At 41.1% G+C, this 15,907-nt stretch carries 9 protein-coding genes; 2 read left to right on the top strand and 7 right to left on the bottom strand.

The window, feature by feature from the left end:
* Positions 1–113 precede the first annotated feature (113 nt).
* The gene (locus tag LLW17_RS06800; RefSeq protein ID WP_228229514.1) at positions 114–3,146 is read left to right on the top strand and encodes a SusC/RagA family TonB-linked outer membrane protein; all 3,033 of its coding nucleotides are present in this window, start codon (positions 114–116) and stop codon (positions 3,144–3,146) included.
* A 10-nt stretch (positions 3,147–3,156) separates the two neighbouring features.
* A complete protein-coding gene (locus LLW17_RS06795) occupies positions 3,157–4,803 on the top strand; it encodes a RagB/SusD family nutrient uptake outer membrane protein (RefSeq protein WP_228229513.1) in 1,647 nt (548 codons plus the stop codon).
* 112 nt (positions 4,804–4,915) lie between these two features.
* On the opposite strand, the gene LLW17_RS06790 is transcribed toward LLW17_RS06795, so the two are convergent.
* From LLW17_RS06790 to LLW17_RS06760, 7 genes are all read right to left on the bottom strand, one after another.
* Positions 4,916–6,070: a porin gene (locus LLW17_RS06790; protein ID WP_228229512.1), complete on the bottom strand. Its 1,155-nt coding sequence runs from the start codon at positions 6,068–6,070 to the stop codon at positions 4,916–4,918.
* Positions 6,071–6,277: 207 nt separating this feature from the next.
* The gene (locus LLW17_RS06785; RefSeq protein WP_228229511.1) at positions 6,278–7,429 is read right to left on the bottom strand and encodes a cytochrome-c peroxidase; all 1,152 of its coding nucleotides are present in this window, start codon (positions 7,427–7,429) and stop codon (positions 6,278–6,280) included.
* The gene (locus tag LLW17_RS06780) at positions 7,430–8,896 is read right to left on the bottom strand and encodes a hypothetical protein (RefSeq protein WP_228229510.1); all 1,467 of its coding nucleotides are present in this window, start codon (positions 8,894–8,896) and stop codon (positions 7,430–7,432) included.
* A complete protein-coding gene (locus tag LLW17_RS06775) occupies positions 8,883–10,343 on the bottom strand; it encodes a RagB/SusD family nutrient uptake outer membrane protein (RefSeq protein WP_228229509.1) in 1,461 nt (486 codons plus the stop codon). The genes LLW17_RS06780 and LLW17_RS06775 overlap by 14 nt, the downstream gene beginning before the upstream one ends.
* 10 nt (positions 10,344–10,353) lie before the next feature.
* A complete protein-coding gene (locus tag LLW17_RS06770; RefSeq protein ID WP_228229508.1) occupies positions 10,354–13,707 on the bottom strand; it encodes a SusC/RagA family TonB-linked outer membrane protein in 3,354 nt (1,117 codons plus the stop codon).
* A 3-nt stretch (positions 13,708–13,710) separates the two neighbouring features.
* Positions 13,711–14,820, bottom strand: coding sequence for a FecR family protein (locus LLW17_RS06765; RefSeq protein ID WP_228229507.1), 1,110 nt, complete (start codon positions 14,818–14,820; stop codon positions 13,711–13,713).
* A 70-nt stretch (positions 14,821–14,890) separates the two neighbouring features.
* Positions 14,891–15,505, bottom strand: a complete 615-nt coding sequence (locus LLW17_RS06760; protein ID WP_228229506.1) for an RNA polymerase sigma-70 factor — start codon at positions 15,503–15,505, stop codon at positions 14,891–14,893.
* Between the last annotated feature and the right edge of the window lie 402 nt (positions 15,506–15,907).

Below are 15,907 nucleotides of genomic sequence, written 5' to 3'. Positions count from 1 at the left end.
CAAATAGTCAAAATAACTATAAGTAAATTGAGGTAATTGCGGTTTTTGTTCTTTTTTTTTAGAAAATTAATAGTATTTTTAATGTGAAAAATACACTTATTAAACAACAAACTATGCAAAACAACAACTTTAATTGGAGCAGAGCAGCCACAATTTTCACTCTGCTGATTTATTTAATGGGCCAGACTTTTAGTTTTGGACAGACCAAACAAGAAGTACAAGGTGTTGTGACTTCTGAGAACGGTATGCCTATTCCAGGCGTTAATGTTACTGTTAAAGGTAAATCTGTAGGTGCAGTGACAGATTTCGATGGAAATTTCCTTATTGAGGCGGATTCTGGAGATATACTTGTCTTCAGTTATGTAGGCTTCAAACCCAAAGAAATTACGGTAGGTAGTGAAAGTCAAATTGATGTAAGTCTAGAGGAAGACACTGCTAAACTTGATGAAGTGGTAGTAGTAGGTTATGGCAAACAGCAACGGAATACACTGTCTGGGGCAGTTTCTGAAATTAAATCAGAACAACTTGAACAAAACCCTACTGCAAACCTCAGTAATGCCTTAGTTGGGCAAACCTCTGGTATTATTGCTACACAAAGATCTGGTGAACCAGGAAGAGACGGGTCTCAAATATTTATAAGGGGTATTGGAACAACCGGAGATGCATCGCCAATTTATGTAATAGACGGTATTGTGCGTACTGCACGTGATTTTTCACAGCTTAATGCTAATGAGATTGAATCGTTTTCTGTTTTGAAAGATGCTGCAAGTGCTGCAGTATTTGGAGTACGTGGGGGTAACGGTGTTATTTTAATCACTACTAAGCGTGGTAAAAAAGGTGTAATGCAAATAAACCTGACTACAACTCTCGGAGTACAGGAGCGTACACGGGACCCTAAATTTTTGAGTGCATACGAATACGGAAATTTGTATAACGAAGCTCTAACAAATCAAGGTGATGAACCTCTTTATACTCAAGAAGAATTAGAGCTATTCAGAAACGGTAGTGATCCTGACAATTACCCGAACACGAATTGGTTTTCTGTACTTAACAAAACTGCTCTAATTCAAACCTATAATATTTCGGCAAACGGTGGATCTGAAAAAATTCAATATGCGACATCTTTTGGAGTTTTAGATCAGGATGGTATTGTGCCTAATGACAATTTCAAACGATATAACTTCCGGTCAAATATTGATGCAGATGTTACAAATACAACACGTCTATCGTTTGACGTTTCCGGACGTGATGAAAAAATCACATCTATAGGAAGTCCAGAGGTTTTTAGATGGCTTACGTCAACTAGACCAGATATGCAACCTATAAAATGGTCTAATGGCGGATATTCAAACGGCCCTGCCTACCTTACATTACCTGAGAATGGATATCGAAAAGAAGGTATTCAGGCATTTAAGGGAAGAATAGAACTGGAGCAAAAACTACCGGTTGAGGGGCTTACTGTAAGAGGAATTGCTGCTTATGATAAAACTCTAACTGACGTAAAAAACTGGTCATATGTTAAAATTCCATTTTACACCCAAGATGGTAATGGAGGCTTTCAGGAAAGTGTAAGTGGAGCAGACGCACCTTCTTCGCTGTATCAGAGCAATAATGACTTTCAATCATTAACCTTACAGGCTCATATCAATTACGAACGCTCATTTGGAGATAGTGATATTTCAGCTCTTGCTCTTTACACCCAAACTCAAGAGAAATGGCGATTCTTAAGTGCTTTTAGAGATGGTTATACCTTAGCGATAGACGAAATCGATTTCGGAGGTACGGCAAACCGCAATAACCGTGGTTACTCAGGAAGTAGTGGTCGTCAGGGTTTTGTAGGTAGAATCAACTGGACCTATAAAGATAAGTATATCCTTGAAGGAAGCTTTAGAACTGATGGCTCAGAACAGTTTGCTCCAGGTAAGCGTTGGGGCTTTTTCCCGTCGGCATCTGCGGCCTATGTATTAAGTAAAGAAGCTTTCTTGGAAAATTCGGAAACAATTGACTTTTTAAAATTAAGAGCTTCTTATGGTGTGTTAGGTAATGACAGAATTGGAAATCAACGTTTCCTATATCTACAATCGTACAATGTAAATGGAAATGCTGTTTTTGGTGATGGTGATGTACAGCCAGCTATTTTTGAAGGTAATTTGGCAAATCCCGATGTGACTTGGGAAACAGTGAAAAAATTGAATATAGGGGTTAATTCTATTTTATGGGATGGTGCTCTTTCTGTAAATGTGGATTATTTCTTTGATCAGCGCAGTGATATTTTAGGATATCGCAATTTAACTGTTCCTGATTTGTTAGGTGTTAGTCTTCCTGTTGAAAATCTAGTTGAGATTAATAATCGAGGTTTTGAACTTGAACTGGGTCATCGTAATTTTCTATCTGATGATTTGAGCTATTCGCTGAATGGTAATCTAACCTTTGCCCGAAATAAAGTGATTTTTATTGATGAACCTGTGACTGAAAATCCGAACATTCGACGTACTGGTTTACCCCTAGGAACGCAATTTGGGTTACGAGCTTTAGGACTCTTCCAATCACAGGAAGAAATAGACAATGCTCCTACCCATTTTGGGGATACTGCGCCTGGTGACATTCGTTATGCTGATGTAAATGATGATGGCTTGATTGATGATAATGACCGTGTGGCAATAGGTCCTTCAAACACACCGGAGATTATATACGGTATACGAGGAGGTATCGAGTATAAAGACTTTGATTTTTCATTTTTATTTCAAGGTGCTGCACGTGTAAGACAGTATTACAGTGGTGAAGCAGCATGGCCGTTCTTTTTGGGTACAGGTAATGCATATGAAAAAAACCTGGACCGTTGGACTCCAGAAAATACTGATGCCAGTGAACCAAGAGTACTTATTGATGCCACTAATAATCATCGAGGTTCTTCTTTTTGGTTGAGAGATGCCTCATATATCAGGCTTAAAAATATTGAGATTGGGTATAACTTACCTATAAGTAATGAGAATAGTTTAATTCGTGGCATGCGTATTTATGTGAATGCAAACAATATAGCAACCTGGACTAAGATTGAAGATTACGATCCTGAAAATGATAATGGCCGAGGTTGGGGATATCCGCAATTACGCATTTGGAATGTGGGATTAAATATGAATTTCTAAAATTAAAGTGATGAAAAAGTATAAAATAAATATTGTTAAAATTGGTGTTTTGGCAGTTCTGGGTGTTTTTACCAGCTGCAACGACGACTTACTTGATCAGGTTCCCAAAGACTCATTAACTGAGGAACTCGTTTGGACTGATGAGCAGGGGGCAATACAGTTTGTAAATGGTATATACGGCAGTATGCCATCTGGTTTTGATCGTAATTATGGAGGTTGGGCAAAGGGACTCTACCTTCTAGACGGAACTACAGATGATGGAGATGTTAGTATGCAATGGACACATTCAAACCAGCTTCAGTCAGGTGATTTCTTGCCTAGCAATGTTCCTTGGGGGACAACCTGGGGAGACTATTATCGTCTTGTACGTAAAGCCAATGCAGCACTGGAGAATTTGGACAGACTAGGCAATGAAGAGTTGAGAGATCGCTTAAAAGGAGAATCTCATTTTTTAAGAGCGTTTATTTATCATGAGTTATTGAGACTTTATGGCTTCAATGAAGACGGTAATGAGCCTACCGGAGTACCACTAATAGATCGTAGTCTCACGTTAGAAGATGATTTTGAAATTCCTAGATCAACTTATGACGAAGTAGTAGATTTTATTATAGCTGATTTAGATGCAGCCTTGACTTACTTACCTTCAAAATCTGAAACAGTTGCGGGTAGAGCAACTGTAGGAGCAGCAAATGCACTCAAAAGCCGTGTTCTTTTATATGCTGAAAGATGGCAGGCCGCTGCTGATGCCGCAGAGGCTGTTATAGGAACGGAATACAGTTTATATTCCGATTACAAGCAAATTTTTCTTGAAAAGAATAACTCAGAAATCATCTTCGCAAAGAAGTTTCAATATCCTGATAAACACCATCAAACAAACGCTGGAGGTACACAAGGTGCCGGTTGGGATGTTTACAATACACCGAATACTTTCCGTGGTAGCAGTGATGGTGGATGGGGAGGTAATTTGCCCACTCAAAATTTTGTTGGTTCCTATGATATGATTGACGGCGAGCCTCAGGAATCGTCTGATTTATACGATCCACAAAATCCTTTTGAAAATTTGGACCCCAGATTTGAAGCGACCGTGGTTCACGATGGTGCTCAATTTAGAGGGCGCGAGATCCAATTATATGAAGGCGGTTTAGAAGGGCAATCCAGCACATTTATGACTACGGGTTATTTTCTGAGAAAATTTCATAATGAGGATTTGGTAATTTATTCTCAATCAAGTGATCAGGATTGGATTTTTATGCGTTATGCAGAAGTCTTATTAAATTATGCCGAAGCACAAAATGAAGCTACCGGCCCTGATCAAACTGTTTACGATGCTATAAACCAAATAAGGAATAGAGCCGGAATGCCAGACTTAAAGATCGGTTTGTCTCAGGCTGAAATGCGTGAACGCATACGTAATGAACGCAGAATAGAACTGGCTTTTGAAGAACACCGCTTTTTCGATATAAGACGCTGGAGAATAGCCGAAGATTTGCTCAACGGACCGTTAATGCGTATGACCATAATTAAAGAAGGAGATAACTATACTTACATAAAGGAGCCTTTTGAGACGAGGAGCTTCCCTTATAAATTATACGTGTTGCCTATTCCGCAAAACGAGATAGATAAAAACCCTGCTGCAAAGCAAATATTAGGTTGGTAATAAACACCAATATTTAAAAAGAAAAGTTCCGAGATGTAATGCTTCTCGGAACTTTTTTGTTTGACATCAGTTTTGTTCAGGGTATAAATATTTTATAAATGTCCTAAAGAATTTACAACAGCAATAGCGGTGCGATAAAACCCAGACGGACTTCATTTTTGTTGTAGGCTGAAGCACCCAGCGCATCGATAGCATAATCTGAATAGTCGTAAGGCCGACCAATGTAAGCGAAATAGAATTTGAAATTGAGGTCTTTAAACGGACTGTAGTAAACCGTTGGGATCATCCCGTAACTTGTGCGTATAAAATCATTGCCCGCCTTTGCGTTATCATAAGCACTGCTGGTCATTAAGGTGAGTAAACCCTGAAATTTTGGGCTGAAACGGTATTCTGCACGCAGCCAGTTTTCGATGTAAGTCACATTCTCTGCGATAGCACCATCATTGCGGGTGCTGGTCACAATACCCTTAGTGTCAATTTGCTCATAGCTGTAGTGAAAATCATACATCAGTGTCAAATTTTTGTTTTGGTATTTGTTGCCCAGGGTAAAAAAGGTCGTTCCGCGGTCTTTGACTTCAGTCGAATTGCTGAAGCTGTAAATGGTTTCAAATTTACCGCCAAAAAAGCTCCCCCGCCAGTTAGCTACAAAAGTCACCGGCCAGTCCGGTTCCTGAATATTTTCATCTACAATATCACCATACAGGTCTTCATACAGAGCCGTTCGGGAATTTAAAACCTGCGCTCCGAATTTATGATTTTCAAATGCCTGCCAGGTTATTCCGGCGCCGGTAACAAAAGCCAGAGCATTACCATAAATGTCATTGTATTCTAAAACATCGCGAGCGATAAACTCATACTCATAACCTCCGTAAAAAGCAGTCATTTTACCGGCATACAGATCAAGTTTTGAACTTAATTCCAGGTCAATATAAGCCAGTTCAATATTACTCCCCAGACGGTCGAGGCTCTGTACATCGGCATCTTTATTGAAGCGGTTCCGAAACCGGAAATTGAGCTTTTCATTAATTTTTGCTGAAATTCCCAGCGCGGTGAAGCCGTTTTCAAACTGTAAGCCATTATAATAATTATCGCCGCCCCTAAATGTATAAGCCTGAAAATCCATACGCATATCAAAAGTGATGTTGATGTTTTTAAGAAGGCCTGCTTTTTCGATAGGGAAGATGGGTTCGTCTGGGCTACCGTCTTCCTGGGCTAAGCCAAAAAGGCCTAATAGTAAAAACAGGATACTTAAATACGATCTGATCATAGCTTGGTTGTAGGTTGAAATCTAAAGCAGACCATTAAGTTGGAATGACCAAAGATTTAATGGTTTTTGAAGTTACTAAATTTATTTGAACCTCGATTTGAAGGAAGTTTATGGGTTGGTTGATAAAATACTAGAAGGGATTGAAATTATTTTTGAAATGCAAAAAAAATCCCGGGATACCAGAAATCCCGGGATTTTTAATTCGCTTTACTTAGGCAACTCAGGCGTACGTATTCGGGTATCTCCTGAAGAAAGCGTTCGCATAAAAGCTTCAAGCGCGTCCATTTCTTCCCGACTCAGGTTTAGTTTTTGCAGAATTGGCGAAACCTTAGGGATTAAGGAGTCCCTTGGGGTTCCGCGATATTTTTTCTGAACAACCTGCGGATTCCCCAAATTGTAAAATTCTACGACATCGCGCAGGGAAGGGAAGTGGCCATGATGCATCCAGGGTCCCGTGCGCGCTACTTCACGTAAGGTTGGGGTTCTAAACTTCCCGATGTCTGCGGTATCGCCGGTTACGATAAACCTTCCAAAATCTTCATCTTTAGTACCGAATAGTACCTGACCATCATTGTGGTATTGGTTATCACTAAAATAACCGGTGTTATGGCAATTGATGCAGCGTGCCTTGGTTCTAAAGAGATGGAGGCCCAGCACTTCCTGATCTGTAAATAAATCGGGTCTGTTGTCTATAAACCGATCAAACTTACTGGTATGGCTTACAACAGTACGTTCAAAAGTGGCAATGGCCTTTTGTATGCGTTCCAGTGAAACTTCAGTAGTTCCAAAAGCGTTTTCAAAAAGCGGTTTGTAACCTTCAACCGCATCTATTTTATCTACGGCAATATTCAGTTTTTCATTCATCTCCACCTGGTCTGCGATGGGAAAACGTGCCTGATCTTCCAGACTTTTAGCCCTTCCATCCCAGAAAAGTTCGTGAGCAAAAGCCGCATTCATAATGGTCATAGCGTTCCGTTTTCCATTCTGGCGGTCGTGACCAAAAGAACGCGTGATATTGTCTGTCCACGCAAGCTCAGGATTGTGGCAGGAAGCACAGGCGATCTGTCCACTTAGGGATAAACGTGGGTCAAAGAATAGTTTTTTGCCCAGATCAGCCTTTTCTTTAGAATAGGGATTGTTCGCAGGGTGCTGCACATCCGGCAAATGACCTATGTCCTCGAAGCCCTCAACCACACTGCTATCCAGATTGGGGTTTGGCCAGATTGTAGGATCGCCAGAGGCATAAAGTTTGCGCAGTTCTGCCAGTGATTGATATTCCTGCGTATCACTGTGGTGTTTGCAGGAAAGGCTTAGAAGAACAAGGCCGGCAATGAGAATTTTCGAAAGAGTTGAAATCATTTAAAGGGTTTTTTCATTAACACAGGAGTTGCCGGGTAAATCTGCAGGGTCTTCATAACCGCGGTCGCTGTAGATGTAATATTCTGAGGTGACTGTGCCGCCGTATAATGCGTCATTTTTAACGCGGAGTTCGAGCTTGATTTCCCATAAATCATCAGTTACCTGTCTGTACGTACCGCTTCCTGAGATAGCAAACTCATAGAGTTTATCATCGCGGCTGGAAATGGCTAAAAACTGAGGGATGACCGCCACGGTCCCCTGAGTAGTACTTGTTCCATCCTCGGGAAAGAATTCGATAGCAGCTTCAATATTGAATCCCGGGGACACATCGGCATTAGTGGCCTCATTGTCAAACCAGCGTTGCAAGTTAAAAGGATTGGTAGTCCTTCCTGCAAGCGGTGCTACAAAACCTATTTTAAATGCATCATAGTAAATGTCATCAGCCGGGTCTGGTGTGTCGTTGTCACTTCCCAAAACAGCATTGGGATTATTTGCGCTAACGACAACGGGCACCGCAAAAGCGGTCCATGATCTCCAGGTGCATTCCCCGTCATTATCGTGATCAATCCAGTTTTCGCCTCTGGCCAGGTAAAACGGATTGCTGGTATCGTAAAAGTTTGAAGCCGGGTTAGTAGCCAAATCCCGCTCAGCTTTGATAGGCTTAATCAGGAGTAGATTACTGTTACCTGACAATTGATAATTTTCCAGCGCTGCTAAGGAGACAATAGACTGAAAGTTGACATCATCATTAGCAAGTGATTCATTCAGGGTTACTGTGTATTCTATAAAGTCGTTAGCAATTTCTGAGCGCTCTAAAGTATAATCGAAACCATCCAGAAAACTGAATAGACTGTTGTCGTCAATCTCGGAAGCAATAAATCCTGAAGGAAATTCTACTCTAAATTTTACCTCCTCACCAAGCTGACCGGTTAAGTCAATTCGGCTTGTGTTTAAACGATAAGTGGTAGTTACTTCTCCCAGTTTGATCTCCAGGCGCTTATTAGGATACGCATCATTTAAATTGCCCAACTGAATCGCGGGGTCTGAAACCTCGGTTAGCTCAAAAACCAGACTTTCCTGACTTCCCCAGCGCTCATTAAAGCTGAGATATATCGTGTCTGTGGGCTGCGAGGCGGTAAAGGTCAAACGCTCAGGAGTTACAGTATAAGCGGTTTGCGGTAAGCCGGTTTGCAAACTATATTGAGCGCTTACGGTCTCTGCATAATTTTGAGAACTCAGGGCTACCGGTATTTTTAAGGTTTTAAGGCTGGTGTTATCGTAAGTTGAAAGCGGTAGACGGTTTGCAACTACCTGAGGATAGACCAGCGGTTCGTTATTAGAATTGACCAAAAAATTAAACCTTAAGAAGGGGGTAAACTCTTTGGGTTCCTGATTACTCACGTCATCGTTAGTGCAGGATAACGAAAAGCACAACAATGTAAAATAGAGATAATTAATAGCCTTCATTTTGAATAAGATTTTCGTTAAGGTTTAAGTTTTTCTGCGGAATGGGCAGTACAAAAAAGTTAGAAGGATAGTCTAACGTGCAGGTTGTAGCCAGGCAGCCGTCGTTGCGCACGATGCCTCTGCCCGTGCGTTTGCTGTCAAAGAATAAATGACGTTCAAAGGCCAGTTCGCGACGACGCTCCAGAAAAATCTGGTCATCCAGATTTTCGGTTTGCGTAAGCGCATCAAGACCAGCACGTTGTCGTATGTTATTTAGGTACTCAAGTGCAAGAGGAATTTGATTCAGCTCAAACGCTGCTTCAGCAGCAATAAGATACAACTCGCTAATCCGAATGACCGGAGTGCCGGGTTGCCCCTGAAATTTTGAAGTAAAGTAAAAGGGCTTATTGACCAATTGATCATTTTCCAGAACAGCCAGTTCAATTTCTAAAAAGAGTTGACCTCGTAAATCATCCTCTTCATAGAGGTCGATTAAATCTTCTGAAGCTACAAATTCTCCGTATGAGGTTGCTGAAGTATACCCCCAGGTTTGAGCGATGGAATTTCCAAGATCACCATCTGCATCGCGTGGAAGTGAAAGCTCGAGCAGGGTTTCAGAAATAGGAGCGAGAGATTCTTCCCAGGATTCGATATAATTTTCCTGAGGTGTTAAAACGATTCCAGACGATTCAATGACGCCCTGTGCTGCTGTTAGGGCTTGTTGCCAGTTTTGGTTAGCCAGATAAACCCGTGATAATAGTGCTTTGGTACTGTTACTATCAAAATAGCTGAATGCGGGACCTTCAAGCAATTGATTGCCGGTAAAAAGCTCCAGGGATGCATTATAATCTGCGATGATATTGGTATAGGTCTCATCAAGACTCAAGCGAGGTAAAAACTCCAGGTCCTCCTGAAGACTACGGGTTTTATAAACGACCCCCAAGGTGTTTTCCTGTCCTAAAACCGTGTTTTGTGCATAGACCTGAGTGAGTATAAAGTGTGAAAATGCACGAATGGCAAGCATATGTGCTTCAATCTCATCACGATCTGAAGCCGAAAGATCTTCAGGGGTGTTCAGGTTTTCAAGAAGTAAATTGCAAGCATTGATAATTTCGTAACAATCATCATAAAATGATTCCAGGTCACTTTCTAAAGCTAAATCATTGAAATTATAAATGTTTTGAATATTTTCAGGAATAATCGTTTGTCCTTGATTACTTCCGGAAGGCTCTGGAGAAAACTTGAGATTTCCTCCCTGAAGGTCTGCATAGACGGTATAATTTTCGAATCTAAGAACAGCTTCCAGATTGCTGTAAATTCCCGAAACTGCTTCGAGCATGCCATTGCGGGTTGAAAGTTGTTCATTAATGGAAATTTGAGAGCCGGGTTCCTGATCCAGAAAATCACTGCAGCTCCATATCAGGAGGCAACTAAGGATCAGGGTTACTTTAGTAGGTATAGTTTTCATAATTGTCTTTTTAGAATCGGGTTCTTAAACCTAGTGAGAGGGTACGTGCCTGAGGGTACACAAATTTGAATTCGCGTATCCCATTACGCCCCGCAGGTGGATTATCGCGATACCAGTAGGCAACATTAGAGGCATCTACAAAAACGCTAAGATCATCAAGAGGCACTTTAAGACCTGCAACAGGTACGCTATAGCTTAAATTGATGTTGTTGATTTTAATAAAGGTCGCATCGTATAGAAAGCGGGACATATTTGCCGCAATTAGATTGGTGTTTGATACTACCGGTAAGCGGGCATTGGTATCACCGGGGCCACGCCAGTAGTCTAGGGCGTTAACCGAAAGGTTTCGGGTGTTTATAAAATTATACTGGGAAATTAACTGGTAATCTACCAATTCTTCGCCGCCTGCCTGATACGAGCCACGCACGCTCAGGCTAAGCCCAAAACCAAAATCAAACGTATTGCTAAACCCGCCATAGATGTCCGGCTGATTGTTACCAATAACTTCCCAGGCATCTACATTGAACAATTCGCGATACGTATTAAGATCATAAATTTGCCCGTCTTTGCTCACCAGATCACGCCCGGTAGCCGGGTCAATACCCACCCAATTGATTCCCCAGATTGCTGAAGTGCTATAGCCTACTTTTTGAGCTAAAGCTCTGGCGGCCGGTGAAAAGTCGCTTCCCAGACCTACCAGACTGGTTACTTTGTTTTGAAGGGTAGCCAGATTAAACGAGGTTCGCCATTTAAAAGCATCGGTATCAACCCAGTTCATTGTAGCGCTGACTTCAAAACCTTTGTTATACATCTCGGCGGCATTAAGCTGAAGGTTTGCAAATCCATTTTCTGTAGGAATATCACGTGAGGTAATGAGGTCTTTTAGATCATCATAGTAATATTCTACAGACAGCTGTAATTTTCTAAACACATTTAAATCAATACCAAAATTGAATTTGTTGTTCTTTTCCCAACTAAGATCTGGGTTCGGTGCTGCAGTAGGGAAAGCTTCATTTTGACCATTATACCCGCCATTAATTTCACGAGAGTATAATCCTAATGCTCTGTACGAACCAATTCTCGAGTTTCCGGTTGTTCCGTAACTGGCTTTTAGCTTTAATAAATCTAACCAGTCTGCATCGCTCAGGAAGTTTTCTTTAGAAAGAATCCAGCTTACGCCTGCCCCACCATTATAGGCGACATTACGGTCTGAACCAAAGACTGAACTTTCATCCCTTCTAAAGTTGACTAATAAGAAATACTTGCCCGCATAGTTGTAATTAAACTGGGAGTATACCGAAACCCGGGAGTTATTATTGATATCGAAAGCGTAGGTTTGATTATCAAATCGATCGTTTTCCTGTGTTTCAGGATCATCATCCTGCAAGGCAGCACTTACCGGATTTAGCACTTCAGGATTTACGAATCCTTGTCCGCTGGCATAGGTTAGGTCAGTTCGTTCTTCGGTTAACTCAACACCGGCCAGGAGATCAACACTATGCAGGCCCAGGCGTTTTTCAAAAAAGCCCTGAGTTTGCCAGTTCCAACGGGTAGAGTTTCGCTTATTGATCAATCTTCGGCCCCATCTGGGATACTCGATCCCGTTGAGTTCAAAAGTACCGTTAGTCTGACCGCTTTCATTTGCAGCAGAGAAGTAGCGATCTTGCTTTTTGTCTTTATAGTCCACACCAAAGAGCGAGGAAAGTTTCAGTTCGGGGAGCAGTTGGTATTCTACATTAAAACTTCCCAAAACTCCATAGGTGTCACTTAGATTTCGGTTTTGTGCTGCTGCGGCTAAAGGATTAGGTCTGCCATTGAGGCCTAAAAAGGCAAAACTTCCATCTTCATTATAGGGGTCAAGATTAGGGGCAAAGGCATAGTTGTAATAAATATTGGGCTGCTTGTTTTGAATATAACTGGGAGACAGGCTCAGGGAAAGGTTTAGTTTTTCGCCTCTGTAACCCAAATTAATGTTTGAATTCACCTGTTTTGCACCATTTCCTACCTGCGGCTCATCAATATCCAGATAGGTCACACTGGCCCTGTAATTAAGTTTTTGAGTAGCTCCTGAAGCACTAAAATTGTATTTATTATAAACCCCTGTTTGATTGAGGAGCTCAAACCAATTGGTATTAATCCCATTTTGGGGCACTGTAGCCCCTGTAGTATTTCTTAAAAATTCATTACGAACCTGTGTATATTCGCTTCCGCTGAGGTATTGAATTTGATTTATAGCTTCGGAAATACCCAATTGCGATGAAAAGCTGTATTGCATTGCACCTTTCCGGCCTTTTTTGGTAGTAATAAGTATAACACCGTTCGCACCATCAGCGCCATAAACTCCAACCGCTGCAGCATCTTTTAAGACATTGATGCTCTCAATATCATCAGGTGAAATTTGACCTAAAGGGTTATTCAGGGTTTCTGAAAAGTTACCTCCGTCAAAAAAGGTATTGTCGACAGCAGTTTGCTCGTTCATAATAACCCCATCAATAATGATTAATGGCTGGGTTGAGGTGCCTAATAAAGAATTATTTAGTGGCGAAAGACTTCCCTGACCTCTAATGTTGATCTTTACCGGACCTCCAATTCCTGAGGTGTTTTCAACCAAAACCCCGGCAAGCTGGCCTTCCAGCATCTTGTCAACACTCTCACTGGCTTGTTGTGTTGGGATTTCTTTATCGGTAATGGTTACGATACTCCCTACAACTTCTTCTTTCAGCTTTTTGGTACCGTAGGAGGAAGTGATTATAACCTGATCGAGTTCGTTTTGTGCTTCCTGCATCTGTATATTGAAAACGCTTTGATTACCCACGGTAATCGTTTGGGTTTCCATTCCCAGAAATTTTACCTCCAGTTGGGTGTTTGGTATATCTGGAGTTGAAAGGATATAGGAAAAATTACCGTCAGCGTCTGTCATGACACCTTGTTTGGTGTTTTTGATAGTCAGCGTTGCCCCGGGAAGGCCCAGACCTGAGGGGTCTAAGATCTTACCCTGAATACGACGTGTTTTCTGCTGACTGCCCGTTTGATCACCGGGAGCCAAAATGATAATTTGATCTGCTTTTACGGTAAAGCTATAGGGGAGTGTAGCCGAAACGATAGCTAATGCATCGCGTAGGTTAGTGGCATTGACATTTTGGTCAATAACCCGATTGCTATCTATCTTACCGGCATTATAAACAAAACGGTACGTAGTTTGCGATTCGATGGCCTTTATAAAATTTGCAAGAGTTGGTTTATTCAGATTGAGCTGTATCTCGCTCTGCTGGGCGAAAGTTTTTTTGGGAGTCAGCACTAAACCAAGAAAAAACAAGGCTAAAAATACCGGGCGAAGTTTTAATAAATATAAAGATTGAAACATAGGCTAGGGATTAGTTTTCGGTTGTGACAGAGTTAAATGGTTATTGGAAAGTTTGTACTCAAAAGCGGTATCCAGTTGAAGGACCTGAAGTATTTCTTCGATTCCTAAATCAAGTTTTACGATTCCGCTGAAGGATTCTTTTTCTAGTTGAGCATAGTGGTTTGTAGCTTTTAGATTGAAGTGACGTTCCAGTTTTTTGAGAATAACAGAAAATGGAGTGTTGTCTAGCAACATTTCGCCGCGTACCCAGGCTGTCTGTTGTGCAATATGAGCCTGTTCTTTGGTCAGATTCTGAAGTTTACGGCTGTAGGTCGCCAGTTCTCCCGGACTCAGTAGCGTGTGCGCATCCGGGGTTTCTGTGATAAAGAGCTTTACGCTTCCCTCTTCAAGTGCGGTTCTTATGGAATCATCTTCAGGATAGGCCTGAATATTAAAACGCGTACCTAAAACTTCAACGTGTAAATTTTGAGACCTTACCACAAAGGGCTGCATTTTATTTTTGTACACATCAAAAAATGCTTCTCCGGTAAGTCTTACCTCTCGTGTCTTGCCTTCAAATCTGCTGGGAAATTCAAGCGTGCTCCCGGCGTTTAGCGTAACCTCAGTTTGATCGGGTAATCTTACTTTAAGCGTTTTGCCGTAGGGAACTTTGATGAGCTGCTTTGTAACTGGGGTAGATGCGGACTGCGCTAAATACGTAAGCTGATTTTCTGAAAATTGAGCCAGGGGAGTACCTTCTTTTGATTTAATTAGGGATACTTCCTCGAGTCTGATGCTTGCCTGAGACTCCTGAATCTCTAAAACAAGAGGTTGTTGTGTAATCTCCTCGTTTCTGTCAGAATGGTACCAAAATGTTCCGGCAGCAATCATTAAAGTCAGAATTGCAGCATAGCGCCAGGGTTTAAATGACTTTTTAGGAAGTTTGATTTCAGATCTTCTGCGGTCGATTTCTATCTGGTCAATTTCAGCCGATGTCGCCATTGCATAGGCAGCCTTAAGCCTAATAAACTTGCGCTTATGCTCAGGGTTTTCTTCGATCCATTCAAAAACCAAAGCGATCTCTTCTTCAGATGCCTGTTGATTGAAGTATTTATATAGAATGTTTGAATTCATTGCTTTTATGAGGTGCTTTTATATACGTACAACTCAAAAACAGCAAACCCTATGTTAAATTGGGATTTTTTTAAGAAAGGTGTGAAATAAGACCCACAATCACTGCCGGAAAGTACTCTGAAAGGCCATCCCGAAGAAAGCTCAGGGCCTTTGTCATATGGGCTTCTACAGTTTTTACTGAAATATTCAGTTCCGCCGCTATTTCAGAATTTTTTTTATGCTCAAAACGTTTCATTTTAAAGATTTGCCGGGTCTGTTCGGGTAATTCTTCAATAAATCGGTTAATAGTTTGATCGAGCTCCTGAAAACTTAGGCTGTCATTTTCTAATGCCTGCAAGACTTCCAAGTTAATGGAACTCTCTTTTTGCGCCAAAGTTTCGTTCTCATACCTGCGCACGACCTTGAGGTGCTTTAGTTCGTTAAGACACTTGGAGCGTGCTGAGGTGTAAAGAAATGAAGGAATACCCCCAGGTTTTTCAATTTTCTTTCGGTTGAGCCACAGATTTACAAAAGCCTCCTGAGCTATCCCGCGTGCGCTTTCGGTATCGGGAATAAATTGCTCACAAAAACCGGTAATTGCTCTGAAATACGTATTGAAATAATGTGTAAAGGCTTTTTCACTCCCTTTCTTAAACTGAATAAAGAGCAAAGAATCAGCTATGTGATCTGGAGTAGGGGATGGCATTATTAACTAACTAGGCTGCTAAGGTAAGGCTTATTTAGAATGAAAATGAATAATATGGATAGAAATACGATTTAAAGATCTGAAATAATTAGAATCAAAAGATTAGCGAAGTCTGTATGCTAGGCTTCATTAAAGAATATATTCCCAGGTTTGATGAAAAATATAAATTCTTCATCTATCCTAAACTAAATAATAAGCAGTTATCGAATTTTAAGGTGTCCTTAAAAGGGGAAACCTACAGTCACGCTTAATCATAGCCGTTGATGGTAACTGGCGAGGGTGTAAATTAAACTCTGTCTGAAATAGATTTAAACATTAATTTTATTCAGACAGAACCATGAGAAAAGAGGAACAGACAGAATTTGAAAAGAAGGTGCTTGACCAGTTCATGTCGGGCAAGAA

Source organism: Leeuwenhoekiella parthenopeia, assembly GCF_020782115.1.
In the GTDB taxonomy this organism is placed as follows: Bacteria; Bacteroidota; Bacteroidia; order Flavobacteriales; family Flavobacteriaceae; genus Leeuwenhoekiella; species Leeuwenhoekiella parthenopeia.
This window is presented reverse-complemented; position numbering and strand designations above follow the sequence as displayed.

Bases quoted from the DNA above. Each gene is read 5' to 3' on its own strand.
- LLW17_RS06780 (WP_228229510.1), bottom strand. From the start codon at position 8,896: ATGAAGGCTATTAATTATCTCTATTTTACATTGTTGTGCTTTTCGTTA.
- LLW17_RS06775 (WP_228229509.1), bottom strand. From the start codon at position 10,343: ATGAAAACTATACCTACTAAAGTAACCCTGATCCTTAGTTGCCTCCTG.
- LLW17_RS06770 (WP_228229508.1), bottom strand. From the start codon at position 13,707: ATGTTTCAATCTTTATATTTATTAAAACTTCGCCCGGTATTTTTAGCC.
- LLW17_RS06765 (WP_228229507.1), bottom strand. From the start codon at position 14,820: ATGAATTCAAACATTCTATATAAATACTTCAATCAACAGGCATCTGAA.
- LLW17_RS06760 (WP_228229506.1), bottom strand. From the start codon at position 15,505: ATGCCATCCCCTACTCCAGATCACATAGCTGATTCTTTGCTCTTTATT.
- LLW17_RS06795 (WP_228229513.1), top strand. From the start codon at position 3,157: ATGAAAAAGTATAAAATAAATATTGTTAAAATTGGTGTTTTGGCAGTT.
- LLW17_RS06800 (WP_228229514.1), top strand. From the start codon at position 114: ATGCAAAACAACAACTTTAATTGGAGCAGAGCAGCCACAATTTTCACT.
- LLW17_RS06790 (WP_228229512.1), bottom strand. From the start codon at position 6,070: ATGATCAGATCGTATTTAAGTATCCTGTTTTTACTATTAGGCCTTTTT.
- LLW17_RS06785 (WP_228229511.1), bottom strand. From the start codon at position 7,429: ATGATTTCAACTCTTTCGAAAATTCTCATTGCCGGCCTTGTTCTTCTA.